We start from the raw sequence: 25,833 nt of genomic DNA, 5'->3' as shown, positions 1-25,833 counted from the left end.
GGGCGGCTTTTTGTTTTCTACATTCCGTAGTTCAGTGCGAAGTCATCCACTCGCGTGCACCACGCAGTGCCGCTGCCAGCTCGCTCTTGCTCATCGTCGCTGCAACCTGATTGCGCATACGTTCGGCTTTCTGGTTGCCACGGATTGCTGCAATGTTAAGCCACTTGTGTGCTTCGACGACATCAATTTCGCAGTCGCGGCCGATGGCGTATTTCAAACCCATCTCCAGCAGGATACGATCCTGAGAACCTGCCTTGTCGTGCTGTATAACGCTCTGAAACTGTGTCATTTTCGTTGTCCCTGTTAAATCCCGAGAACCGTCCGCTCTTTGTTTCCGTGACTGGCTTTCACCGGCCCGGAACCGTCGGATCTGTCGTTCCGTTCATGGTCTTTAAGATAGGCGACAGGATTAAAATGCACGTTAAACCAGATGCTTAACAACGCGACAACGAAATCCCAACAAGGAGTAAATTTGGGATTTTGTTAAACATCCAAGCTTCGCGAATTGCAGCGTTTTTCCGAAATTGCCGCTTTTTCATCCACAGTGCTTGGAAACCAGATGATAACCATGGCATCGATTGGCTTTGTTGAGAAAGTGATTATCGGCGAATTCGAAGCCACCAATTATCCCTCTTCCGCTTCGGACCAAACTCGATTACGTTTACGTTTGCGTAAGTTTTCTGCAGAGCTGAAAATAGAGAGCTTTGCGGCATTTTGGGAGGAATGCATGATCCGCACTTTTATTATGGGAATGACCGCCGCCGTAGCACTGACGGCAGGCTTAGCCGCACCAGCATTTGCTGAAGAAGCAATTGTCGGTACTTGGAAACGCCCGAATGGTACGATTATCAGCTACGCAGCTTGCGGCGGCGGTAAATATTGCGGCACAGTGCAGACCGGCGAATATAAGGGCAAGTCGATTGGCACAATGTCTGGCAAGGACGGCAGCTACAAGGGCGAAGTCAACAAGCTAGACGAAGGCAAGACTTACACAGGCAAGGCCAGTGTCAAGGGAAACACTCTCTCACTTTCGGGCTGCGTCATGGGCGGCTTGATCTGCAAGAGTGAAAGCCTCGCACGGCAGTAAGCGAATAAAATAAGAAAGGCGGCTTCTAAGCCGCCTTTCTTTCAAGCATTTCTGACCAAAGCGAATTAGCGCGCCTTCTGGCCAAAAAGGATTTTCTGCGCTTCCTTGTCATTGGCGAGGTTAGACTTTTCGCGCTCTTCCTTGCCAACCAAGAGACCACGCTGAACGGCAGGTCGTGCATTCATGGTTTCATACCAGCGCTTGAGGTTAGGGAAATCCTCCAGCTGCTGATCATAGTTTTTGTACGCGTTGATCCAACCAATGCTGGCCATGTCAGCGATAGAATATTCGCCTGCAATATAGTCTTTGCCTTCGAGTTGACGATTCAGGACACCATAAAGACGGTTGACCTCATTGGTGTAGCGATCAATGCCATATTGCACCTTTTCCGGCGCATAAACGCGGAAGTGCCCGGCCTGACCCGACATGGGACCAAGTCCACCCATTTGCCACATCAGCCATTCATCAACGGCGACACGCTTGCGTTCATCCCTTGGATAGAACTTTCCAAACTTCCGGCCGAGATACTGAAGAATTGCGCCTGATTCAAAAACCGAGATCGGCTCGCCGCCCGGCCCTTCCGGGTCGATAATCGCTGGCATACGGTTATTGGGTGCAATTTTGAGAAAGTCCGGTTGGAATTGATCGCCCTTACCGATGTTCACATATTTGACTTCGTAAGGAACGCCTAGTTCCTCCAGCATGATGCTGATTTTGAAGCCATTCGGGGTAGGCCAATAATAAAGCTCAATGGGTTTTGTCTGCTCAGCCATGGGTATCTGTCTCCCGCTTTCTTGGCTTTGTCCGTATTTCCAATGCGGGTTAACATAAGCGCCGTGCAGCCCGGCACAAGTGCGAAGCGATCAAGTTAGTGAAACATCAATATTTTTGAACGCCGGATGAATGCAGCTCTCAGGAGCAGTTCAGGTCGCATCCTTAAACTCAAGCCCGTAGAGCAAACGCTTTTAAAGCCGGGGGAATTATGCTGCTGTGGCGAGTTACGATTGTCTGTTTAATGATTGCCGGTTTTGCGATCATCGCGAGCCTTTTTGTTGATCGCAAATATGATGTTTATCGCGACCAGCCGGTCGTTGGCCCTATCACAGCAATGCACCTCAAGCATGTGGACGGAGACAGGCGGCTATGATCTCGCGTTTCCGTATTTCAGCAGGGATTGCGCTTCGTGTCCTGCTTTTCACCGCCGTCTTCACCGGCCCTGCCGCAACCTTCGCCTACACCCAAATAGGGCAGAAAGCGCAAATGAACGGGGTCGGCCTCGTACTGTATGTAAGCCTTCAAAGAAGTGCTTAAACAGGGACATGCGCGTGTCATGGAGTTTGCTATACTAAGTCATGACACAGCGAATCGAACAAACTTTCATCCCTGATATCAAAACCCCTCCCTTCGTGGAGCCGGAAGTTTTTACCGATGCAAGTGCGGCGGTTGCCGCACTGCGCAAGCTTTATGATCGCAACACCGAGTTCCTTCGCACGGCTTTTGAGCAGCTGGCAAAGGGAGAGGCTCGCCCTCAGCGTTATCGCGCTTTTTATCCCGAAATCTGCCTGTCCACCTCCAGCTTTGCGCATGTAGATACGCGTCTCGCCTTTGGTCATGTGACTACGCCCGGCGATTACGCGGCGACGATTACCCGGCCAGATCTGTTCGACCATTACCTCAACGAGCAAATTCGCCTGCTGATGCGCAATCACGGCGTTGCGGTCACCGTTCGGGAATCGGCAACACCAATTCCGATTCACTTTGCCTTCATGGAAGGCACCTATGTCGAAGCATCGGTTGCCAATGCTTTTACGCATCCGATGCGCGATCTCTTCGATGTTCCGGATCTGGCTGCAACCGACGACAAGATCGTCAATGCCGATTTCGATCCTGTTCCCGGTGAACCAATGCCGCTGGCGCCGTTCACGGCACAACGCGTTGACTACTCTCTACACAGGCTTGCGCATTACACCGCAACCAGCCCCAAGCATTTTCAGAACTTTGTTCTATTCACCAACTATCAGTTCTATATGGACGAATTCTGCGCTTATGCGCGCAAGCTGATGGCAGACGGTGGCGGCGGCTATGATAGCTTTGTTGAGCCAGGCAACGCGATAACACGCGCAGGCGAATCCGAGCCGAGCAGCGGCATTCCGCTACAGCGTATGCCACAGATGCCTGCCTATCACCTTCAACGCGCCGATCATTCCGGTATTACCATGGTCAATATCGGCGTTGGCCCATCCAATGCAAAGACCATCACCGACCATGTTGCTGTGCTGCGTCCACATGCATGGCTGATGCTGGGACATTGTGCCGGTCTGCGCAACACTCAAGAGCTTGGCGATTACGTACTTGCTCATGCTTATATGCGTGAAGACCACGTTCTTGATGACGATCTTCCTGTTTGGGTGCCCTTGCCCGCACTTGCCGAAATTCAGGTAGCACTTGAAGAGGCGGTCGAAGAAATAACTGGCCTTGAAGGCTATGACCTCAAGCGCATCATGCGCACTGGTACAGTCGCAACAATCGACAATCGAAACTGGGAGTTACGCGACCAGCGCGGACCGGTTCAGCGCCTTTCACAGGCGCGTGCAGTTGCGCTTGACATGGAGTCTGCCACGATTGCTGCCAATGGGTTCCGCTTCCGCGTACCATACGGCACGTTGCTCTGTGTTTCCGACAAGCCTTTGCATGGCGAACTGAAACTGCCTGGCATGGCGACAGAGTTCTACAAGCGGCAGGTAGCACAGCATCTGCAAATCGGTATTCGTGCGATGGAAAAAATCGCAGCCATGCCTGATGAGCGACTGCATTCGCGCAAGCTCCGTAGCTTCTTCGAGACAGCTTTCCAGTAGGTATGAGGCAGTAGGGCAATAGGTAGTTAGGGCAGTATGTATTTTGAAAGCATACTGCCCTTTTCCAAATTCCCCTATTCCATCATCGCGCCGTAATCAGCGGCTAGGTGCGTACCATGTCAAAACGCCGCGAAAACCTTTCATTGCTCCTACTGATCACCGCTGTTCTGGTGTCGGTCCCTCTTGTGCTTGGTTTTCTTGGATCAGCGCATCCAATGCTCGATTCATTCGGGCATTTTCGACCACATCTAGCGATTCTGATGGGTTTGCTGGCATTGCCGCTCTTGTTCACAAAGATGCGGCGTGAAGGTGCAATGATCCTGCTTTTTGCGATCCTTGCTTTCAGCACGACGCTTGGTGCCGCACGTAATCTTCTCAACGGATCATCTTCTGCACAGGCCGATGTGCCGACGACCGGCGCACGTTACAGCCTGGTGCAGATCAATCTGCGCTATAACAACCCTGAGCCTAAACGCGTTATGCAGATGGTTGCGCAGGAAAAGCCTGACGTTATCACCTATCAGGAAGCCGGTGCAGATTGGGCAATGTGGATCGACATTCTGAAGGGTACTTATCCTTACCATTTTGAATGCCACAAAGACGGAAGCAATATGGGCGTTGGCATTCTGTCCCGCCGCCCATTCAGTGAAGGTAGCGCTCAGTTGTGCCTTGGCGATGATCGCCTTGCCATGACTTCTATCGATTTTAGCGGCACGAGCGTGAATGTAGCAGCATATCATGCTGTGCTTCCGTGGCCATATGGTCAGGCGGCGATCATCGATGCATTGGTGCCAGAATTGCAGAAATTCAGTGGCCCTATGATCATCGCTGGCGATTTCAACGCTACGCCATGGAGCAATGCTGTCCATCGCATCGAGAAAGCTTCGACCACCAAGGCGATGACTGGTATCGGTGGCACATGGATGTTGCAAAACCTTCCGATAAAACTCGCGCCTTATGTCGGCCTGCCGATCGATCAGGTTCTCGTAAGCCATGAAATCGAAGCGCCCGCTGCAACCACACGCGAGGACGTCGGCTCCGATCACTTGCCAATCAGGCTTGAGTTTTCGGTTCCGATGCCGGTACGTCCAGACACTGACGAGCCGGAAACTCAATCAGTCATGCTCTCTTTTTGAAGCGTTAGAGCGACCTTTGTGCCCCCGGCACTCTAATAAAAAAGGCGGTTTAAAACCGCCTTTTTCAATTACATGTTCCCGCAAACATTACATTGTTCACGTAAACTGGTCCCTCGCCGACATCGTTCTTAACGGCGGTCGATACGGACACAGTTCGCGCAAACATTACATGTTTACGTAAACTGGTCCTTCGCCGCCTTGTGGCGGAACCCAGTTGATGTTCTGGTTCGGATCCTTGATATCGCAAGTTTTGCAATGCACGCAATTCTGCGCGTTGATCACAAAGCGAACATCCTTGGCCTGCGGATCAGCTGCGGAATTGCCGTCAGCATCCACCCATTCATAAACACCTGCAGGGCAGTAGCGCGTCGATGGACCTGCAAAGACATCATGCTCTGATGTCTGCTGCAGCTTCATGTCAGCTACCTGCAGATGCACAGGCTCGTTTTCGTCATGGTTGGTGTTCGAAAGAAACACTGACGAAAGACGATCAAAGGTCAGCACACCATCCGGCTTCGGATAATCGATCTTCTTGTGCTTTGCTGCTGGCTCAAGGCTTTGCGCATCGTTCTTCCCATGCTTCAGCGTACCAAAGAATGAGAAGCCAAACAGCTGATTGGTCCACATATCAAGACCACCGAGAGCAACACCCATAACCGTTCCGAGCTTCGACCAGAGCGGCTTCACATTGCGGACCTTCTTGAGATCCTTGCCGATAGCGCTGTTACGCCAGCTGTTTTCGATTTCAATCGGCTCATCATTGGCACGACCAGCGGCCAATGCTTCCGCAATCTTGTCGGCGGCAAGAATGCCCGACAGAACTGCGTTATGACTGCCCTTGATGCGGGGAACGTTGACGAAGCCAGCCGAACAGCCGATCAGCGCACCACCCGGGAAGGACAGTTTTGGCACTGACTGGAAACCACCTTCGGTAATCGCGCGCGCGCCATAAGAAAGGCGTTTGCCACCCTCGAATGTATCGCGGATCGCCGGATGCGTCTTGAACCGCTGGAACTCTTCAAACGGCGACAGATAAGGGTTCTTGTAGTTGAGATGCAGTACGAAGCCGACTGCAACCATATTGTCTTCAAGATGGTAGAGGAACGAGCCACCGCCGGTCTTCATATCAAGCGGCCAGCCAAATGAATGCTGTACCAGACCCGGCTTATGCTTGGATGGATCGACCTGCCAGAGTTCCTTGAGGCCGATACCAAACTTGGCTGGTTCACGACCCTCATCAAGCTTGAACCTCGCGATCAGTTCCTTTGCCAACGAGCCGCGTGCGCCTTCACCGATCAGAACATATTTGCCAAGCAGCGCCATGCCGCGCGTGTAATTTGGACCGTGCGAGCCATCACGCTCGACGCCCATATCACCAGTAGCAACACCGATTACAGCGCCTTCATCATTATAAAGCACTTCGGTGGCAGCAAAGCCCGGATAGATTTCAACGCCCAGCTCTTCTGCTTTCGTGCCAAGCCAGCGGCAGACATTGCCGAGTGACACGATGTAATTGCCGTGATTGTTCATCAGCGGTGGCATGGCGAAATTTGGCAGACGCACCGAACCCGCAGGACCAAGCAGCAGGAAATGGTCGGCGGTCACAGGGGTCTTGAACGGATGCCCCTCTTCCTCACGCCAGCCTGGCAGAAGCTGATCGATACCACTTGGATCAACGACGGCGCCCGACAGGATATGCGCGCCAACTTCCCCGCCCTTTTCAAGAACGACGACTGAAAGCTCCGGATTGATTTGTTTGAACCGAATAGCCGCAGCAAGGCCTGCAGGGCCTGCGCCGACAATCACAACATCAAATTCCATGCTTTCGCGTTCGGGAAGCTCCTGGCTCGCGATTGCTGGGGCTTCAGACATTCTAGGCCTCCGTCTGGTGTAACTTCATCACCCACTAATGCAGCGGGCGTGAAGCATCCAATTGTTTTTACTCATGATCCTATCGCGAACGGCGATAAACCGCTTTTATACAGATAGGCTTCCCCATATTGGTCTTACCCTCTCGCAGAGTTAAAGACTGTCGCATATGCGTCCAATTGTCCAAAATCGCCGCAATACAAGCATTCATAATATTGACCTTAACGTAAACGTCAAATTTTAAACAGCCGCTTTAATGATTGTGGGCTATTGTGACGCAACGTAATTCTGCGCTCCCAAAAGCCAGCCCCATCTTCACGAGAGATGCTTTAATCCACTCTATGAACCGGAAATATGCGCTCTGCTCTTGCATTCAACACCAAAATTCGCCACCTCAGTTTATGAGGTGTAAAATATGACCGATGACCGGGAAACGCTGGATATGGAAGGCCTGCTCCGCTTTTACGCGGAAGCGGGTGTTGACATGCCGCTTTCCGATACGCCGATCGATCGATTTGCAGAAGCCCAGCGTCAGCCGGTGCGTTCAGCTCCCGCGCAGCAGGAAAACCGATCAACTTCGTCAGCGGAACGCCCGCGCGCGCAACAACAGCAGCCGCGTCAGGCAGCAACGCCCTCGCCGACCAGCCGCCCTGTGCAGGCTGCATCCGATGTTCCGGATAATGCGCAAATTGCACTGGCCCGCGAAGCCGCTTTACAAGCTGCAACGCTTGATGAGCTGCGCGAAAAGCTGGCAGCCTTTGATGGCTGCAATCTCAAATTCACTGCCAAAAACCTCTGCTTTGCAGATGGTGATCCTTCGTCAGACATCATGTTCGTAGGCGAAGCGCCGGGGCGTGATGAGGACATGGAAGGCTTGCCATTCGTTGGCAAATCCGGCCAACTTCTCAACCGGATGATCGAGGCTATCGGCCTCAAGCGTGAAGGCGTCTACATCGCCAACACTATTCCTTGGCGTCCGCCGGGTAATCGTACGCCAACCCCCGTCGAAACAGAACTTTGCCGCCCGTTCATCGAACGGCAGATCGAACTTGCAGCCCCCAAAGTGCTTGTTGCGCTCGGCGGCCCCGCTGGCAAGGCTTTGACAGGTGCGACTGAAGGCATTCTACGGTTACGTGGCAATTGGAAAGTGCACCGCACGCCGTCGGGTATTGAGATCCCGGTCATGCCCACGCTGCATCCGGCCTATCTCTTGCGCACGCCTGCACAGAAAAGGTTTGCCTGGCGCGATTTTCTTGCTGTGAAAATGAAGCTTGCGGAACTGGCTGAATAATCTTCCTAGATTGCACGTATCAGACAGCGAATTGTCACTAACATGCCGCAAACATACATTATTCCGCCGCTTGCACTATATCCGAACTCGACAAACGTTCTTTAAGCTTAGTGCATCGGGGAGGTTTTCATGGCCGGCCAGCTTCTGCCTATAGCTGCCTTGCTTGCAAGCACATTTCTAATGCTGCTTGCCGGTGGACTTGCAGGCATTCTCCTACCAATCCGCGGAGGCGTTGAAGGCTGGTCAACGACCACAATTGGCTGGATGGGAACGACCTATGCGCTCGCTTTCACCATAGGCTGCATTGTTATTCCTCATCTGGTGCGACGCGTCGGGCATGTGCGTGTATTCTCGGCACTACTCACGCTTCTATCAATCGCGTTGCTGCTTCATTCGCTGATTGTAAACCCTTATGCCTGGATGATCTTCCGCGGCATCGCAGGCTTCTCGCTTGCAGGCTCCTATATGATTATCGAGAGCTGGCTCAATGAACGCGTCACCAATGAAACGCGCGGCAAGATTTTCTCGATCTATATGATTATTACCATGCTTGGTCTCATGTGTGGCCAATACATCCTGCCATTTGGTGATGCGACGACAGTAACGTTATTCATCATCTGTGCGATCATTTATGCTAGCGCCCTGCTGCCAACCACACTTTCCAGCGCTCAGTCACCAAATCCGCTGACGCAAGCTTCGTTGGACCTAAAGGGGCTTTATAGGCGCTCCCCCGCAGCAGCCGTCGGATCTTTCATCGCGGGCATTGTGGCCGGCACATGGAGCTTCCTCGCCGCCATCTATGGTGAAATGAACGGCCTTTCGACCTTTGGCATCGCCACAATGCTGGCCTGCGCAATGATTGGCGGCGCGATCTTCCAATATCCACTCGGGCGCGCTTCCGATATTGTGGATCGCCGTTTCGTCATGGTTATCGCGGGCGCTATTGGCTTTGTGCTCTCAGCAATCATGCTGCTGGTTCATCCCACATCGCCCTATGCGCTCTACATCATGATGTTTCTGTTCGGCTCAGTGCTTTACTCGATCTACAGCCTTAACGTAGCCCACGCCAACGACTATGCCGACGCGAGTGAATTTGTGAAAATTTCTGGCGGCCTGCTTATCATCTATGGCACAGGAAGCATGGTCGGCCCGGCCCTATCCGGCCCACTCATGGATCTTATGGGGGCATCCGGCTTCTTTGTAACTATGGCACTGGCTTATGCAGTCTATGGTCTGCATGCTTTCTGGCGTATTCGCCGTTTCGAGCGACCAGCAGTCAGCGATCAAAAAACAGAGTTCAAAATCTACACGCCAGACGGTCAGCCTACACCTGAAACAATGCAGCTCGATCCGCGCGCAGAAGGTTCACCGGGACAGGCGTAATTTTACTGTGCCTGTTGTGGAGTATTGGTTTTGTGAGGCGCGATCGCCAACTGATGCTCACGGTAGATGATATAGCCGCCAGCGCCCATAACGATCACGCTGCCAATCAGCATCTCAAAAGTTGGAATATCCCCGAAGAATAAAAACCCAATGCCGAGGCCGAGCAGCATTGAGGTATATTCAAATGGTGCAATGGTACTCATCGGGGCATGTCGATAGCATTCGGTCAGCAGAATTTGCGCAATTCCTCCCGCAATACCTGCGCCAATCAGCATTGCGAGCTGAGGCCAGCTCGGTGCAACCCAACCGAACGGCACACTAACTAGCGCAATAACACTTGCTGAAATCGAGAAATAGATAACGATTGTCGATGTGCGTTCGGTCTGCACAAGACGACGCACCAGCATCATGGCAAAGGCAGCCATCACGGCGCCGCCCAATGCCGCCAAGGCGCCCATGGCTTCATTATGTCCGACATTGCCTTCCGCAAACAGCGTCATGCGCGGCCAGATGATAATCATCACACCGAACAAGCCGATGACGACCGCACTCCAGCGATAGAGCCGGACCACTTCATGCAGAATGAGTGCGCCAAGAACCACGGCGATAAGCGGTGATGCGTAGTTGATTGCAATTGCTTCCGGCAAAGGCAGCTTGGTCAGTGCGTAAAAGCTCAGCGACATGGCGCCAACGCCGACCATGCCGCGCCAGAAATGGCTGAACCCATGGCGGGTTTGAAGAATGCCGGATAGCTGCCCGCGCAACGCAAAATAGACCAGGATGGCAAGGACTGCGAAAAAAGATCGGAAGAAGATTAACTGGCCAAGCGGGATACCATCTGCAGCCTTGAGCAAGGTCGACATACCGACAAAAACAGCGACGGAAGCGACTTTGAGGCTAATGCCCAGCATTGGATTGTTTTGAAGCAGATCAGGCTCGGCAGTTTCGCCGGTCTGAACATTTGCGGAGGCCGCGTCCGGGAGGGACTTCACAACGCAGTTCCTTAAACGGGGGATGCAGGAGCAAGGCGGGAAATTACAGTTATTGCGCTATCCATAGGCTTGTTCGCAACAAAGTGCCAGCCAAGCAAAGATCAGTAACTAAAAAATATTGAGCAACTTCGCTTTTCTTGTCGTTTGCTAAAAAGCCGGATACGACTCTCGTATCGAAGTGATCACAAAGAAGAGTTTCGCAATGCGTACTGAAACCGGCCAGACATTCCGCCTCGAAGATTATCGCCCGACACCTTACGCAATTCCTGAAACGAAACTCGATTTCACACTTGAGCCCGAGAAAACGATCGTTCGCACCGAACTGACTATTGAGCGCCGCGCTGGAACGGCTGCTGATACACCACTTGTTCTGGATGGTGACGAGCTGAACTTCGTCAGCATCAGCCTGGATGGGAAGGCGCTCAATGATAACAGCTACTCAGTGACGCCGGATAAACTCGAAATCACTGACCTGCCCGACGCTGAACGTTTTACACTGGAAATCGTCACCGAAGTTAATCCCACGACAAACCGGCAGCTTTCCGGGCTTTATCGCTCAAGCGGTGTCTATTGCACGCAATGCGAGGCTGAAGGTTTTCGGCGCATCACCTATTATTATGATCGTCCAGACGTTCTCTCAGTTTATACGGTTCGTATTGACGCGGAAAAGGCTGCTGCACCAATACTGCTGGCAAACGGCAATCCCGTCGAACACGGCGCTGTCGCCGGTAATGCCGACAGACATTTTGCCGTCTGGCACGACCCACACCCCAAGCCTTCCTATTTGTTCGCCCTTGTTGCTGGCTCGCTTGATGTCGTGAAGGATCAATTCACGACACAATCAGGGCGTCTTGTCGACCTCGCCATCTATGTTGAACATGGCAAAGAGGATCGCGCACTTTATGCGATGGATGCGTTGAAACGTTCCATGCGTTGGGACGAAGAAAAGTTCGGCCGCGAATATGACCTCGATGTCTTCAACATCGTTGCCGTCTCGGACTTCAATATGGGGGCTATGGAAAACAAGGGCCTCAATGTCTTTAACGACAAATATGTGCTGGCCGACCCGGAAACGGCAACGGATGTCGATTATGCTGGCATCGAAGCCGTGATCGCGCACGAATATTTCCATAACTGGACCGGCAATCGCATCACATGCCGCGACTGGTTCCAGCTGTGTCTCAAGGAAGGCCTCACGGTTTATCGCGACCATGAATTTTCGGCCGACGAACGCTCGCGTCCGGTAAAGCGCATCGCAGAAGTGAAAATACTGAAAGCCCAGCAGTTCCCGGAGGATAGCGGCCCTCTTTCACATCCTGTGCGCCCGCGTGAATATAGCGAGATCAACAACTTCTATACGGCGACTGTTTATGAAAAAGGTTCGGAAGTGGTGCGCATGATCCGAACGATCATCGGACCAGAGCTTTTCCGTAAAGGTATGGATCTTTATTTCGAACGTCACGACGGCGATGCGGCTACCATTGAAGACTTCATCAAAGTTTTTGCCGATGTCTCCGGCCAGGACTTCACACAATTTGCTCTATGGTATGATCAGTCGGGCACGCCAAAGGTTGAAGCGAGCTTCGGCTTTGATGCGGTAAAAGAAACTTACACCATCAGTCTCACGCAATCCCTTGCACCCACGCCCGGGCAGCCGGTTAAAAAACCGATGCATATTCCGATCGCCTTTGGCTTGGTGGGAACGGATGGCAAAGATATTCAACCTTCATCTGTCGAAGGTGGAGATGTGCACGATGGCGTTATTCATCTGCATCGTGTTTCGGAAAAGATCACGTTCCATGGAATCAACGAACGTCCAGCCCCTTCGCTGTTGCGTGGTTTTTCCGCCCCGATCAATCTGGTCTCACCGCTTAACGCGGAAGACCAGGCCTTCCTCGCTATCAATGATAGCGACCCGGTTGCCCGCTGGCAGGCTCTGACCGGCATCTTTACGCAAGCCTTGCTCGAAGGCGTTAAGAGAGTGCGTGGCGGCTACGTGCCGGAGACCGATGCCAAAATTACCGAACTTGCCGGACGTATTGCCTCGGATGAGAGCCTTGATGCCGCTTTCCGTGCACTATGTCTGACTTTGCCAAGCGAAAGCGACATTGCGCGTGAGATGGGCGAGAATGTTGACCCGGATGCAATCTATGCAAGCCGCGACCATCTGATTGCTGTGATTGGTTCCGCCTATGCGAAAGACTTCGCAGCACTTTACACACGGCTGGAGCAGCAGGATGCATTCTCTCCTGATGCTGTATCAGCTGGCAAGCGCGCTCTGCGGAATGTGCTGCTTGATTACCTCAGCCGTCACGAGAATAGCCCGGCGCGTGCTGCACAGCAGTTTGCAGACGGCGATAACATGACCGAACGTGCAGCAGCCTTAAGTGTTCTGGTGCATCGCTTCGGCGATAGCCATGAAGCTCAGGGGGCGCTTGCGTCATTTGAAAGACGCTTCGGCGACGATGGCTTGGTGATGGACAAATGGTTCATCGTGCAGGCAACCCGACCGGGCGACAAGGCACTTGAAGCCGTTCAAGCTTTGACGAAACACAAGCTGCTTTCGTTTGATAATCCGAACCGGGTACGCGCATTGATCGGCGCATTCTCGGCGAGCAATCCGACGGGCTTCAATCGCAAAGATGGCGCGGCTTACAACTTCTTTGCCGATATCATTCTGGCAATCGACCCAGAAAACCCGCAACTCGCAGCTCGCCTTCTCACAGCACTGCGGTCGTGGCGTTCGCTGGAAGATGCCCGTCGTGAACATGCTCGCGCAGCCCTCGCCCGCATTGCAGGGACGCAGAAGCTGTCGACTGATCTTCGGGACATCGTCGACAGAACGCTTGCTTGATTCGCGAATCAGCTGATTGATTCTCTACTTCATCAAACTCGGCCTCTGAACAGGCCGGGTTTGGCCGTTGCGCAGATATTCAAGCAAAGCTGCATAAAACCTGAAAAGGCTTCCGGCTTTCATGAGTCTTTTCAGGATGTTAGATGGGCGCGTTCTCAAACTGATTCCGCTTAACAGATTGAGATTCAACGGAAAATCCGAACTCACGAAAGGTGTTTTTTACGTCTCGTTAACGAATTCACTGGACAGCACGAATCACTTTTGATTCATTGATGTTGTTCGGAGATGGCGTATTCCGAAACATTTTGAGTAGAGATTTCAGTTCACGCGGCAAAAGCAGTTCTGGGCGGACAGCGCTTTGAGCGCATCTTGGGAACTGTTACGGCAAATCAAAGAGGGGCCAATAGATGGCGAGCACCGACGCGTACGACGCGACGGCGGGGAAGCATCGCGACTCCGGACGGAAGCGAAAGAAAGGCAGGCTTTCTGGCCATGCCAAGCTTCTTGCAGGCCCTGCTTATGGCAAATTCGCAGCGGTTGAACCCGCGTTGCGCCGCCTTGTTCCGGCTCTCATCATCATATTCCTGATCATACTGGGTGTGGCTCGTGTTTTCTCGATGCTGTCATGGCGCGAAGACATTGAGCTTCAGCACAAAGCCGCCCTTTCCGCTGCAACGGCCAATCTGGCGCAGATGATTGAGCGTGCAGCCAATGGAACGCAGGCTGGCGCTCAGATGTCGCCCAAAGACCTCGATAATACAATTGCCGAATTTCGGTCGCGCGGACTGTCCTCCAGCGGCATGACTGTTGCTCTGGTCAATAATGACTCCGTTATCGTCACCGCTTCCGGCCCCGCAACGGACATTATCGGCAAACGGGCTGACGATGTGTTCAGCGACATCCAGCCACTTTTCATGTTTGCGGAGCGCGCAGGCGTTCTGACCATCGTCATGAACGGTGAGGCCGCTTACGGCACGGTATCCAAACCTATGACCGTGCCCTATGCGATTGTAGCCGCGGAACCGGAAAGTACGATCTTTGCCGAATGGAAGCGCGCAGTCTCCCTGAACGTGACGCTGTTTGCAGGCACGACAGGCGTGATGTTTGCCATCCTTTATGCCTATTTCAGTCAGGCAGCGCGCGCTCGCGAAGCTGACGACCTTTCCGGGCAGATTCAGCGCCGCATCGATATGGCGCTTGCGCGTGGCCGTGGTGGTCTATGGGATTGGGACATGGCGCGCGGACGCATCTACTGGTCGCGCTCAATGTATGAAATGCTTGGTTATGAAGCGCAGGATGCGGTTCTCGCCTTTGGCGACGTGTCAGCGATCATCAATCCAGAAGACGGCGATCTCTATTCAATCGCTGAACAGGCTGCGGCTGGCGACATTTCCCACGTCGATCGGGTATTCCGTATGCGCCATGCCGATGGTTCATGGGTCTGGATGCGAGTTCGTGCGGAAATTGCCGCAGAGAATGACCTGCATCTGGTGGGCATCGCCTTTGACGTCAGCGAACAGCACCGTTTTGCGCAGCAAACGGCTGAAGCCGATATGCGCATCCGTGAGGCTATTGAAAACATTTCCGAGGCCTTCGTTTTGTGGGATGCCAATAATCGTCTGGTGATGGCAAATTCCAAGTTCAGTGAATATGCGGGGCTTCCAGTCTGGACACTGAAGCCAGGCGTTCCGCGCAATGAAGTCGATGCCCATACACGCCCATTCAGCTTTGAGCGTCGCATGGCCAACGAGCATAACCGTGCGGGTGGTCAGACCTTCGAACGACAGCTGAGCGATGGACGCTGGTTGCAGGTCAACGAACGCCGCACGCAGGACGGCGGACTTGTTTCCATCGGCACCGACATTACGCAGATCAAGCAGCATCAGGAACGTCTGGTTGATAGCGAACGTCGCCTCATGGCAACCATTCACGATCTTTCGATAGCCCGTAAGGGCGAGCGCGACCGCGTTCGTGAACTGTCGGAACTGGCTCGTAAATATGGTCAGGAAAAGGAACGCGCGGAAGCTGCAAACCGCGCGAAGTCTGAATTCCTCGCCAACATGTCTCATGAGTTGCGCACGCCGCTCAACGCGATTATCGGTTTCTCCGAAATGATCCAAGCCGGCACTTTCGGGCCACTTGGTTCCGATCGCTATGAAGAATATATCAACGACATTCACACCAGCGGCAACTTCCTGCTCAACGTTATCAATGACATTCTGGATATGTCGAAGATCGAAGCTGGTCATTTCTCACTTGATCGCGAAGAAATAGACCTTTGCCCGCTGATCAATGAAACCGTACGCATGATCTCGCTGCAGGCAGACGAAAAGAACATCACAGTCGAGACGCGTATCGAAGAAGCGATGCAGCTCAATGCAGACCGTCGTGCGGTCAAACAGGTGCTGATCAATCTGCTTTCCAATGCGGTAAAATTCACCTCGCATAACGGACACATCACAGTACGCGCTCGTAAAACCGGATCGGCCCTGTTCATGACCATTCAGGATACAGGCGTCGGCATTCCAAAGTCTGCCTTGCGGAAAATCGGCCAGCCGTTCGAGCAAGTGGAAAACCAGTTTACCAAGACGCATAGCGGCTCAGGCCTTGGCCTCGCAATTACGCGCTCACTTGCAGAACTGCATGGTGGCTGGCTGCGCATCCGCTCGACCGAGGGTATTGGCACAGTGGTTTCCGTCTGTATTCCAGACCGCAGACAGAAAGCCATCGTCAGCCATGAGGCCGAAATCCACGCAGCCTGATTGGATCCCAGAGCATTTCACGTTTCAATTTAACCAATGGAAATGCTCAATCTGTTTGTTTCGGGATGCGCTTAATAGCAAGGCGTGAAGATGCTGACGCATCACGCCTTGAAAAAGTTCAATCACCACTCGGGCTTAACCAAAACTCCATGAGTCATGCTCATGGAGTTTTGGTATAAGTTTATTTGATCAGCTCATCAAAACTGGCCCGAACACTTGTCGCCAGTTCCGCCAATTGATGTTCGACGCGCTTGATGTCCGGCAATTCGGCAGCGCGACAGAGAAGGTCGATCATCCCCGGAATGAACTCTTCCCGCGATGCGTCGCTGCCCAGGCATAGGCGAATTGTCTGGCTTAGATTGGTGTAGAAGCGATGTGCCTCCACCAGCATGTCGCTTGATGCTGGATCGGCAAAGGACGGGTCCAGTCCTGAAAGCACATCTTCGGTTCCAAGCGGTCTGGGCTCAGTGACCAGCTTGCCCGTCAGAACTGCAAATTGCGCGATAAATTCGAGATCGACAATGCCACCGGGTTTTAACTTGAAATCCCAATCATCGCGCGGTGGCTTTTCCTGATAGATAAGATCGCGCATTTCGCGCACGTCTTTTGCGATCTTCGTTGTATCGCGTGGTGCTGAAAGCACCTCATCGATCTCGCCTTTGATGAAATCAATAAAATCAGCATCGCCATGGATCGGGCGAGCACGCGTCAGTGCCATATGCTCCCATGTCCACGCTTCACTACGCTGATATTTGCCAAAAGATTCAATGTGTGTAGCAACCGGCCCCTTATTACCGGAAGGACGCAGCCGCATATCAACTTCATAAAGCACGCCCTCGGCCGTCGGCGCAGACAGTGCAGCGATCAGACGCTGCGTAAGGCGAATGTAATACTGAGAAGGCGCAAGTGACTTCTCACCGTCGGTCTCATCGGTGTCAACGTCGTGATCGTAGAGAAGGATCAGATCGACATCAGAGCCAGCAGTCAGCTCGCGACTGCCAAGCTTTCCCATAGCAAGCAGCGCCACTTTAGCACCCGGAACCTTGCCATGTCGGCGTTGTAATTCCGTCTCCACGGCCTCGAATGCCTTGCCGATCATAAGCTCGGCGAGATCGGAGAAAGCACGCCCTGCCCGCACACCATCAATCGCGCCGGTCAAAAGCCGGATACCGATCAGGAAACGATGTTCGGCTGCGAAGATGCGCAGACGATCCAGCACCTCCTCATAATCACTGGCTGATCCGAGAAACGCACGGAGCCGCTCTTCCAGATAGTGACGCGTCGGCATTTCTGAGAAAATTGCCGGATCGAGCAGACCATCAAAGACATGCGGGTTACGGGTGATGACTTCAGCAAGACGAGGTGCCGCACTCATGATCATGACAATTAGATTAAGCAGACGCGGATTGGATTGCAGCAGGCTGAAAAGCTGGATACCCGACGGAAGCCCTTGCAAAAAGCTGTCAAAGCGCAGCAAGGATTCATCGGCTCGCTTGGTTTCGGCAAAGGCCTGTAAAAGTGCGGGTGTCAGTTCGGTCAGGCGTTCGCGCGCCTCGGCTGATTGCGTGGCGCGATAGCGTCCAAAGTGCCAGGTACGGATTACACGGCAAATATCGCTCGGCCGTTCAAAACCCATCGATGAAAGCGTTTCGAGCGTACCTGGATCATCAACATCACCGGTGAAGACGAGGTTGCCGCCGGTCGCTGTACCCAGTTCAGGGGCTTGCTCAAACAATGCCGCATATTGCTTTTCAACGACCTTGAGTGCAGCAAGAAAAACATCGGAAAACTCTGCTGGATCAGCATAGCCCATCATATGAGCGACGCGCGCAAAGCCTTCGTCGTCTTCCGGCAGAATATGCGTCTGCTCGTCGGCGATCATCTGGATACGATGCTCAACGTCGCGCAGGAAATAGTATTCCTTTGCAAGCGCATCGCGTGCCTTCTCGGTGATCCAGCCACGTTCAGCGAGCCGGGCAAGCATCGGCACGGTCTGGTTGCCGCGCAACTCAGGGAAACGCCCACCGGCAATCAATTGCTGCGTCTGCACGAAGAATTCGATTTCGCGAATACCGCCGCGCCCAAGCTTCACATTATGGCCACGCACGGCAATATCGCCATGTCCCTTATGAGCGTGGATTTGTCGCTTGATCGAATGCACATCGGCAATCGCGGCATAGTCGAGATATTTGCGCCAAACATAAGGGGCGAGTTCGGCCAGCACCTGCAGACCGGATTCACGATCACCGGCAACTGGTCGCGCCTTGATCATCGCAGCGCGTTCCCAATTCTGGCCACGACCTTCGTAATAGTGCAACGCTGCGCTCACCGGAATTGCAAGCGGCGTTGATCCCGGATCAGGACGCAAGCGCAAATCAACACGGAAGACATAACCATCCGCAGTGCGGTCCTGAAGAATGCGGACAAGACGACGCGTCAATCGTGAGAACGTATCAACACATTCATAGGGATCGATAATTGATGGGCGTTCGGAATCAATGAAAACAATGAGATCGATGTCTGACGAGTAATTGAGCTCACGCGCACCGAATTTGCCCATGCCGAGCACAATCCAGCCGCTCTCTTTTTCAGGATTGGCTTGGTCAACCAGCTTGATCTTACCCGCACGATCCGCATCGCGAAGCAGGAAGCGAATGGCTGCACCAGTGCAAGCTTCGGCCAGATCGGTGAGCCAGCCGGTTGTCGTTTCCGTATTGAAAACCTGCCCTAGATCGCAAAGCGCAATCAGCACATGGGCTTCGCGCTTCAATCGGCGTAGATCGGACATAAGCGAAGTTTCGCTCGCACCCTCTTCCGCGCCACTGGCCGATATTTCGCCCATGATTTCACTGAGTGCAGTCTCGGGTGTTTTTGCAATCAGACGCTGCAGAATACCAGGATGACGCGTCAGAGCTTCACGAATGAAGGGGGAAAGATCTAGAACAGCAGCAAGAAATGCTTCCGCTTTGGACTGATGCAACAACGCATCAACATCGGAAAGATTTTCTTCCTTGCACCGCTGGATGAGATCAGAAAAAAACGATTTTGCACGCCCACTATCAAGGGGTGTCAGCCCACAAAGGTTTCGGTCGAAAAACAGTACCTTTGTGTCTTCAGCCGCCATGGTCCCCTCATTCATGCAAGTATTAAGATCAGCTGTCCTTCAACAATGGAAACTCGAGAACTGCACGCAGGCCCGGTCCATTGTCTTCCAGACGCAGAGCGCCACCGTGCAACTTCATAACTGCCTTGGCAAGACTTAAACCAAGACCCGATCCGGGCTGCGTACGGCTTTCCTCAAGACGCACGAAGCGTTCAGTTGCCTGCTCACGTTTATCTTCCGGGATGCCGGGGCCATTATCAGCCACCACAATGCGTACCCACTGCTGATCACGTTCCATGGAAAGCGTGACTGTTGCGGTGTTTTCACTATTCAGCGCATATTTAATGGCGTTATCGACAAGGTTGGAAACGGTCTGACCAACAAGCTCGCGATTGATATGCAAAGGCACGTCAATCAGATCACCAAGAGTAAGCTTTACGCTAGCGTCTTCGGCAACCGGCTCATACATTTCCGACACATCGCTGACGATTGGCGCGACCGACATATTTTCCAGATTTTCCGAAGAATAGCCCGCTTCCAAGCGTGAGATCATCAGGATCGCATTAAAAGTACGGATTAGCTGATCGGATTCGCCGATGATGTCTTCCAGCGCTTCACGATATTCCGTTCCTGCTTTTTTGCCTGAGAGAGCTTCTTCCGCCCGATTGCGCAAGCGGGTGAGCGGCGTCTTGAGGTCGTGAGCAATATTATCGGATACCTGCTTCAAACCTTCGTTGAGCTCCAGAATTCGTCCAAGCATGACATTGAGGTTGCCAGAAAGACGATCAAACTCATCGCCGGAACCATTAACAGGCAACCGACCAGTCAGATCGCCATCCATAATGCGTTGCGAAGCACGCGAAACTTCATCAATACGCTTGAGTGCTCGACGGCCCACAAAGAACCAGATCAACAGCGCGCCGACACCCATAATGCCCAGCGCCAACATAAGCGATCGGCGTACCAGATCGCGGAACCGTTCCGGTTCACCAAGATCGCGACCAACCAGAAGGCGCATGCCATTCGGAAGCGCGATCACCACAGCAATTGCGCGATGCTCGGTTTCCGTGCCCTGCTCACCATAGCGGCGATATTTGAAGGCTCGTTCAACGATGCCGTCAGTGTCCAGAACGCCCGGTTCAACGCCTTCTACGTTGCCAGAAAGAATCCGCCCCGATGGATCAGCAACGAGATAGAGATAGGCGCCGGGTTGGCGCGACCTATAATCAATCGTGCGTACGAGCTGCGGAATGCCGCCACGCGCATAGGCCTTACCAATGCTTGCAACTTCTTCACCCAGTGCTTCCTGCGTCTGGGTATTGATTATCGAAGCGGAAAGATTGGTCATGTAAAAGACCAATGCCACCGCACCAACAGCAAACAATAGCAGATAGAGTGTCGATAGTCGCGCAGCTGTCGTGCGCATGAGCGCAGAAAAGCGACCCATCATTCCACCTTGGCACTCGCTGATGAGCTTTTAGCGCGTCCAGCTTTCAACATGTAGCCGGCGCCACGCACTGTATGCAAAAGCGGGCCATCGAAACCCTTCTCGATCTTGGAGCGCAGACGCGAGATATGGACGTCGATTACGTTGGTCTGAGGATCAAAATGATAATCCCAGACATTTTCAAGCAGCATAGTACGTGTCACGACCTGACCTGCATGGCGCATCAGATATTCGAGCAGACGAAACTCACGCGGCTGAAGTGTGATGTCTACATCCTGTCGGCGCGCAGTGTGTGCGAGGCGATCAAGCTCCAGATCGCCAACACGATAAATCGTGTCCGCTTCGCGAGGGCTTGAACGGCGCTGCAAAACTTCAACACGAGCCAGAAGCTCGGAAAATGCGTAAGGTTTGGTCAGATAATCGTCACCGCCTGCGCGAAGTCCTGTCACGCGATCATCCACTTCGCCAAGGGCGGAAAGGATGAGAACCGGCGTTTCCATGCCTTTGGCACGCAGTCCGGCGACCACAGAAAGGCCATCGCGCTTCGGCAACATCCGGTCAACGACCAGCACATCATAGCTACCGTTTTCAGCCAACGTATAACCAATCTCACCATCGCCAGCAATGTCGGCAGAATGGCCAGCCTCGATAAAGGCCTTTTCAAGATAGCGGGCCGCTTCGCGGTCGTCTTCAATAACGAGAATCTTCATGGCGCCACCCTAAAGCATGTCGGGGAAAAGTTGGAACGAGTTTCTTCCTTTGACGACACGCGCAAAAACAAAGTTCGATGTGGTAAATGGAGCAATGCCAGGCGGACTGACCGCCTGGCATCTGAATTTCAGACACTAATTGTCCAAACGATCATCATTATCCCTGATCGATAGGCAGCGCCACGAAGCGGCTCTGATCATTGCTCTGGAGCTGCAACAATACCGCCTTACGACCAGCCTTTGAAGCTTCGGTAATGGCCTTATTGATGTCTGCAGCGTTCTTCACCACCTGATTGTTGACGCTTACGATCACATCGCCGGAACGAATGCCGCGATCAGATGCATCGCTGTCAGGGTCAACATTTGTGACCACCACGCCCTCACCTTCTTCCGAAGGGGTGACAGTCAGGCCATATGAGTCGAGGGTTTCACCCTGCTCAGTATCGCCACCACCACCGGACTGGGTGTCAGCCTTTCCGAGATCCTGCGGCATGGCTGCAATGGTGATATCGACTTCTTCAGCCTTACCCTTGCGCCATACAGTCAGAGCAGCCTTTTCGCCCGGGATAATGTTCGCAACCTTGCGAGCAAGATCGCGTGGGTCCTGAACTGTCTCACCATTGACGGCAGTGATTACATCACCAGCCTTGATACCAGCCTTGGCAGCCGGACCATCGGCCTGAGGCGATGCAACAAGTGCGCCCTTTTCTTCTGCAAGGCCGAGCGACGCGGCAATGTCCTTGTTTACCGGCTGAATTTGTACGCCGATCCAACCGCGTTCAACTGAGCCCTTCTTGATCAGCTGATCGACAACCTGCTTGGCGGTCGATGCAGGAATTGCAAAGGCAATACCCACGCTGCCACCTGAAGGAGAGAAGATGGCGGTGTTGATGCCGATAACTTCACCGGAAAGGTCGAAGGCTGGACCGCCGGAGTTACCCTTGTTCACTGCAGCATCAATCTGAATAAAGTCGTCGTAAGGACCTGCACCGATGTCACGACCACGAGCAGAGACAATACCGGAGGTTACAGTACCGCCGAGGCCGAAAGGATTACCGACTGCAACGACCCAATCACCGACACGGATCTTGCTGTCATCGCCGAGTTTCACATAAGTGAACTTGCGCTTTGAATCGTCAATTTTCAGTACGGCGAGGTCAGTGCGTGGATCGGTGCCGATCAGCTTGGCATCGAGTTCTGTGCCGTCGTCGAGAACGACGCTATAGGCATCGCCATCTGAAACAACGTGGTTGTTTGTGACAAGGTAGCCATCCTCAGAGATGAAGAAGCCGGAACCCTGTGCGACAGGGCGCTCATGGCCCGGGCGACCCTTTGGAGCTCTGCCAGGACGACGGCTATCAGGACGTGCATCGCCGCGCGGTTCCATACCAAAATCACGGAAGAAGCGCTTCAATGGATGGCCGTCTGGGAGCTGATCAAATCCGGGAGGTCCGGAAAACTGCGAACCGCTGTTTGCTGTTTCCTGAACGTCTTTCTTGACACGAACACTGACGACTGCCGGACGAACCTTTTCGACCAGATCAGCAAAGCCAGCTTGCTGGGGCGGAGTGACACTTACGGCTTCCGCACGGGCATTGTTCATCACGCCCATCGGGCCGGTGGCAACGAAGGCTCCGGCCAGCGCGGCGGACAGCGCTACTGCTGCAACACCCTTGCGGTACTTTGAAGTTATGATCTTCGACATCTGTCTCTCCTTACGAGCAGCAATCTCGGACCAGGAATTTCCACCAAGGCAAATCCGGTCCTGTAATCCTTTATAGAGCACAAGATAGTTCGAGCTACCTTACCGCTCAATTTCCGGAAAATGAAAGTTTTGTAAGGTTTGGGTTCAATTCAGGAGAAGAAAAAGATCTTATTTGTCATCAAGAAGCCGGGAAAGCTCGGCTTTTTCACGCTCAGACAAAGGCTTTTGGACCTCGACGACCGCATTTCGTCTGCGGAAAGCAATGAACAAAGCAATTCCACCAAACAGCAAAACAAGAACAGGGAAACCCCAAAGAAATGCCGTCTGGGCATTGAAACGAGGTTTCAGCAGAACAAATTCACCATATCGATCAACGACAAAATCCATGACCTGCTTGTCAGAATCGCCCGATGTCAGGCGTTCACGCACCAGAATACGAAGGTCACGCGCTAATTCAGCGTTGGAATCATCAATCGATTCGTTCTGACAGACCATGCACCGCAGCTCTGCCGAGATCTGCCGTGCCCGTTTTTCCAATTGCGGATCAGGCAATATCTCATCCGGGTTCACCGCAAGTGCGGCCGACCCGTAAAATGACAAAAGGACTGCCAGGAAAAGTGCTGTAAACCCTCTCGCAATCTTCATGCTGCGGCCTCAGCGGGCTTGGATGAAGATTTACGGGCCTTCGATGGTGCACCAACACGCAGGCGCCGATCGGCAAGCGAGAAGATTGCACCAATCATCATGACCAATGCGCCGTACCAGATGAGCGTCACATGCGGTTTCCACCAGACGCGTACAACGATGGAACCATTTCCCGGCTCATCGCCCAAAGCAACGTAAACCTGACTGAACCAAAGCGTGCGAATGCCTGATTCCGTTGTTGGCATCTGTCGAGCCGGGAAGAACCTCTTCGACGGCTCAATCAGCCCCATGTCACCACCTGAGGAATCCAAAAGCGTGAAGCTGCCGCGATTTTCAGTGAAATTGGAGCCGGTGAGAGGACGCAATCCTTCAAAGCGCAACGAATATTCGGCAACTTTTGTTGTTTCGCCCGGCCGCATTAGCAAGACACTTTCAGTGCCGTAAGTCGTGACACTGACGATGCCGAGCAAGGTCACGCCGAGGCCTATATGTGCCAGCGCCGTTCCAAAGACGGAACGCGGCAGACCTTTGAAGCGAGAAAATGCTTTGCCTGCCGAAACCTTGCCGATACCTGCCTTCAGCCAAAGATCGGTCAGGCTTCCAAGGATCAGCCAAACGGCAAGACCAATACCCAGCGCGGCAAGTACGGAATGGGCATTGCTACGCCAAACCACAATACCGACAGTGATCAGTGAGAGAGCGAAGGCAGTCATCAGCCTTTGTGCGACACCGTACAGATCACCGCGTTTCCAAGCTAGCAACGGGCCAAATGGGACTGCCAACAACAGCGGAATCATCAATGGTCCGAAGGTCATGTTGAAGAAGGGAGCGCCGACAGAGATCTTCTCTCCGGTCATCACTTCCAACAGCAGGGGATAGAGCGTCCCAATAAGGACGGTTGCTGCAGCAGTCGTGAGAAAGAGATTGTTGAAGACCAAAGCGCCTTCACGCGAGATCGGCTGGAACAGCCCGCCTGAAGTCAGGCTCTGAACACGAAGTGCAAAAAGCGACAGCGACCCACCGATGAAGATCGCGAGAATAGCAAGAATGAAGAGACCGCGCCCCGGATCGGTCGCGAAACTATGCACTGAAGTCAACACACCGGAACGCACAAGGAAAGTGCCAAGCAGTGACAGCGAGAAGGTTAAGATCGCTAACAACACGGTCCAGATTTTCAGCGCCGACCGTTTTTCCATGACGATTGCCGAATGCAGCAAAGCAGTTCCGACCAGCCATGGCATAAAGGACGCATTCTCGACCGGGTCCCAGAACCACCAGCCGCCCCAACCGAGTTCGTAATAGGCCCAATAAGAACCCATCGCGATACCGCCGGTCAGAAACATCCAGGCGACCAGCGCCCAAGGGCGAACCCAGCGCGCCCAAGCCGCATCAAGACGACCTTCGATCAGCGCTGCTACGGCAAAGGAAAAACAGACTGAAAATCCGACATATCCGAGATAAAGCAACGGCGGATGGATCGCGAGACCAATATCCTGAAGGATCGGGTTTAGATCACCACCTTCAATCGGCGCGGGGATAATACGCGTAAACGGATTGGACGTGAAAATGATGAAAGCGAGAAATGCGGTTCCGATCCAACCCTGAACACCAAGCACATTTGCGCGTAGCGTTTCTGGCAAGTTGCCTGAAAAGGCAGCAACCAACGCACTGAAGAAGCTAAGGATCAACACCCAGAGGAGCATCGAGCCTTCATGATTGCCCCAAACGCCGGTAATTTTATAGAGCATCGGCTTTTGCGAATGCGAATTCTCGACAACGTTCAGAACTGAGAAGTCAGAGACGACATAGGCGAAAGTCAGAACTGCGAAAGAAAAAGCAATAAGAGCAAAAACAGCCAGCGCAGTCGGCACGGCGACGCCCATCAGCTGCATGTCTCTGCGCTGTGCGCCAACAACAGGCGCGATTGACTGCACCACTGACAAAGCCAGTGCCAGAACAAGCGCGAAATGACCAATCTCGACATTCATAGGCTT

Annotated in this window: 17 protein-coding genes; 7 read left to right on the top strand and 10 right to left on the bottom strand. The window is 53.1% G+C overall.

Translation table 11 applies throughout. The features are described from left to right. Window positions 1-31 precede the first annotated feature (31 nt). Window positions 32-289, bottom strand: a complete 258-nt coding sequence (locus ABWV94_RS01025) for a sel1 repeat family protein (RefSeq protein ID WP_064320365.1) — start codon at window positions 287-289, stop codon at window positions 32-34. Window positions 290-727: 438 nt separating this feature from the next. On the opposite strand from ABWV94_RS01025, the gene ABWV94_RS01020 reads away from it, so the two are divergent. Next, the gene (locus tag ABWV94_RS01020) at window positions 728-1,087 is read left to right on the top strand and encodes a DUF2147 domain-containing protein (RefSeq protein ID WP_007874241.1); all 360 of its coding nucleotides are present in this window, start codon (window positions 728-730) and stop codon (window positions 1,085-1,087) included. Window positions 1,088-1,152: 65 nt separating this feature from the next. Here the strand turns inward: ABWV94_RS01020 and ABWV94_RS01015 are convergent, their stop codons facing one another. After that, window positions 1,153-1,860, bottom strand: coding sequence for a glutathione binding-like protein (locus ABWV94_RS01015; RefSeq protein ID WP_113498225.1), 708 nt, complete (start codon window positions 1,858-1,860; stop codon window positions 1,153-1,155). A 579-nt stretch (window positions 1,861-2,439) separates the two neighbouring features. Here ABWV94_RS01015 and ABWV94_RS01010 point away from each other — a divergent pair. Beyond that, complete coding sequence (locus tag ABWV94_RS01010) at window positions 2,440-3,942, top strand: AMP nucleosidase (protein WP_113498227.1); 1,503 nt, start codon at window positions 2,440-2,442, stop codon at window positions 3,940-3,942. Window positions 3,943-4,058: 116 nt separating this feature from the next. Further along, window positions 4,059-5,078, top strand: coding sequence for an endonuclease/exonuclease/phosphatase family protein (locus ABWV94_RS01005; RefSeq protein WP_112805066.1), 1,020 nt, complete (start codon window positions 4,059-4,061; stop codon window positions 5,076-5,078). Between the two features lie 165 nt (window positions 5,079-5,243). Here ABWV94_RS01005 and ABWV94_RS01000 read toward each other — a convergent pair whose 3' ends face one another. Beyond that, window positions 5,244-6,950 (bottom strand): electron transfer flavoprotein-ubiquinone oxidoreductase, encoded by a 1,707-nt coding sequence (locus ABWV94_RS01000; RefSeq protein ID WP_064320361.1) that lies wholly within the window; start codon window positions 6,948-6,950, stop codon window positions 5,244-5,246. Window positions 6,951-7,362: 412 nt separating this feature from the next. Here ABWV94_RS01000 and ABWV94_RS00995 point away from each other — a divergent pair, with 412 nt between their 5' ends. Both ABWV94_RS00995 and ABWV94_RS00990 read left to right on the top strand, forming a co-directional pair. Next, the gene (locus ABWV94_RS00995; protein ID WP_113498229.1) at window positions 7,363-8,238 is read left to right on the top strand and encodes a uracil-DNA glycosylase; all 876 of its coding nucleotides are present in this window, start codon (window positions 7,363-7,365) and stop codon (window positions 8,236-8,238) included. Window positions 8,239-8,367: 129 nt separating this feature from the next. Further along, window positions 8,368-9,621 carry an MFS transporter gene (locus ABWV94_RS00990; protein WP_105518314.1) on the top strand — a complete coding sequence of 418 codons (1,254 nt, stop codon included), beginning with the start codon at window positions 8,368-8,370 and terminating at the stop codon, window positions 9,619-9,621. A gap of 2 nt (window positions 9,622-9,623) precedes the next feature. Here the strand turns inward: ABWV94_RS00990 and ABWV94_RS00985 are convergent, their stop codons facing one another. After that, the gene (locus ABWV94_RS00985) at window positions 9,624-10,532 is read right to left on the bottom strand and encodes a DMT family transporter (protein ID WP_039859604.1); all 909 of its coding nucleotides are present in this window, start codon (window positions 10,530-10,532) and stop codon (window positions 9,624-9,626) included. Between the two features lie 283 nt (window positions 10,533-10,815). Between ABWV94_RS00985 and pepN the strand changes: the two genes are divergently transcribed. Both pepN and ABWV94_RS00975 read left to right on the top strand, forming a co-directional pair. Beyond that, window positions 10,816-13,467: an aminopeptidase N gene (pepN, locus tag ABWV94_RS00980; RefSeq protein WP_353412472.1), complete on the top strand. Its 2,652-nt coding sequence runs from the start codon at window positions 10,816-10,818 to the stop codon at window positions 13,465-13,467. A 407-nt stretch (window positions 13,468-13,874) separates the two neighbouring features. Next, the gene (locus ABWV94_RS00975) at window positions 13,875-16,229 is read left to right on the top strand and encodes a PAS domain-containing sensor histidine kinase (protein ID WP_113498233.1); all 2,355 of its coding nucleotides are present in this window, start codon (window positions 13,875-13,877) and stop codon (window positions 16,227-16,229) included. 181 nt (window positions 16,230-16,410) lie between these two features. Here the strand turns inward: ABWV94_RS00975 and ABWV94_RS00970 are convergent, their stop codons facing one another. From ABWV94_RS00970 to ABWV94_RS00945, 6 genes are all read right to left on the bottom strand, one after another. Beyond that, window positions 16,411-19,353 carry a bifunctional [glutamine synthetase] adenylyltransferase/[glutamine synthetase]-adenylyl-L-tyrosine phosphorylase gene (locus ABWV94_RS00970; RefSeq protein WP_113498235.1) on the bottom strand — a complete coding sequence of 981 codons (2,943 nt, stop codon included), beginning with the start codon at window positions 19,351-19,353 and terminating at the stop codon, window positions 16,411-16,413. A gap of 28 nt (window positions 19,354-19,381) precedes the next feature. After that, on the bottom strand, window positions 19,382-20,782 hold the full coding sequence (locus tag ABWV94_RS00965) for a sensor histidine kinase (RefSeq protein ID WP_113498237.1): 1,401 nt from the start codon (window positions 20,780-20,782) through the stop codon (window positions 19,382-19,384). Beyond that, entirely contained in the window at window positions 20,779-21,489 is a 711-nt protein-coding gene (locus ABWV94_RS00960) for a response regulator transcription factor (RefSeq protein WP_007874215.1), read from the bottom strand. Before ABWV94_RS00960 ends, ABWV94_RS00965 begins: the two co-directional genes overlap by 4 nt. Window positions 21,490-21,646: 157 nt before the next feature. Further along, window positions 21,647-23,194 carry a Do family serine endopeptidase gene (locus tag ABWV94_RS00955; RefSeq protein WP_353412469.1) on the bottom strand — a complete coding sequence of 516 codons (1,548 nt, stop codon included), beginning with the start codon at window positions 23,192-23,194 and terminating at the stop codon, window positions 21,647-21,649. A 168-nt stretch (window positions 23,195-23,362) separates the two neighbouring features. After that, entirely contained in the window at window positions 23,363-23,839 is a 477-nt protein-coding gene (locus ABWV94_RS00950; protein WP_007874212.1) for a cytochrome c-type biogenesis protein, read from the bottom strand. Next, entirely contained in the window at window positions 23,836-25,827 is a 1,992-nt protein-coding gene (locus tag ABWV94_RS00945) for a heme lyase CcmF/NrfE family subunit (RefSeq protein ID WP_113159822.1), read from the bottom strand. Before ABWV94_RS00945 ends, ABWV94_RS00950 begins: the two co-directional genes overlap by 4 nt. Window positions 25,828-25,833 lie beyond the last annotated feature (6 nt).

It is taken from the genome of Brucella sp. NBRC 12953, assembly GCF_040369775.1.
Classification (GTDB): Bacteria; Pseudomonadota; Alphaproteobacteria; order Rhizobiales; family Rhizobiaceae; genus Brucella; species Brucella pseudogrignonensis.
The sequence above is the reverse complement of the archived record's forward strand: the minus strand, read 5'-3'. Positions and strand labels throughout refer to the sequence as shown.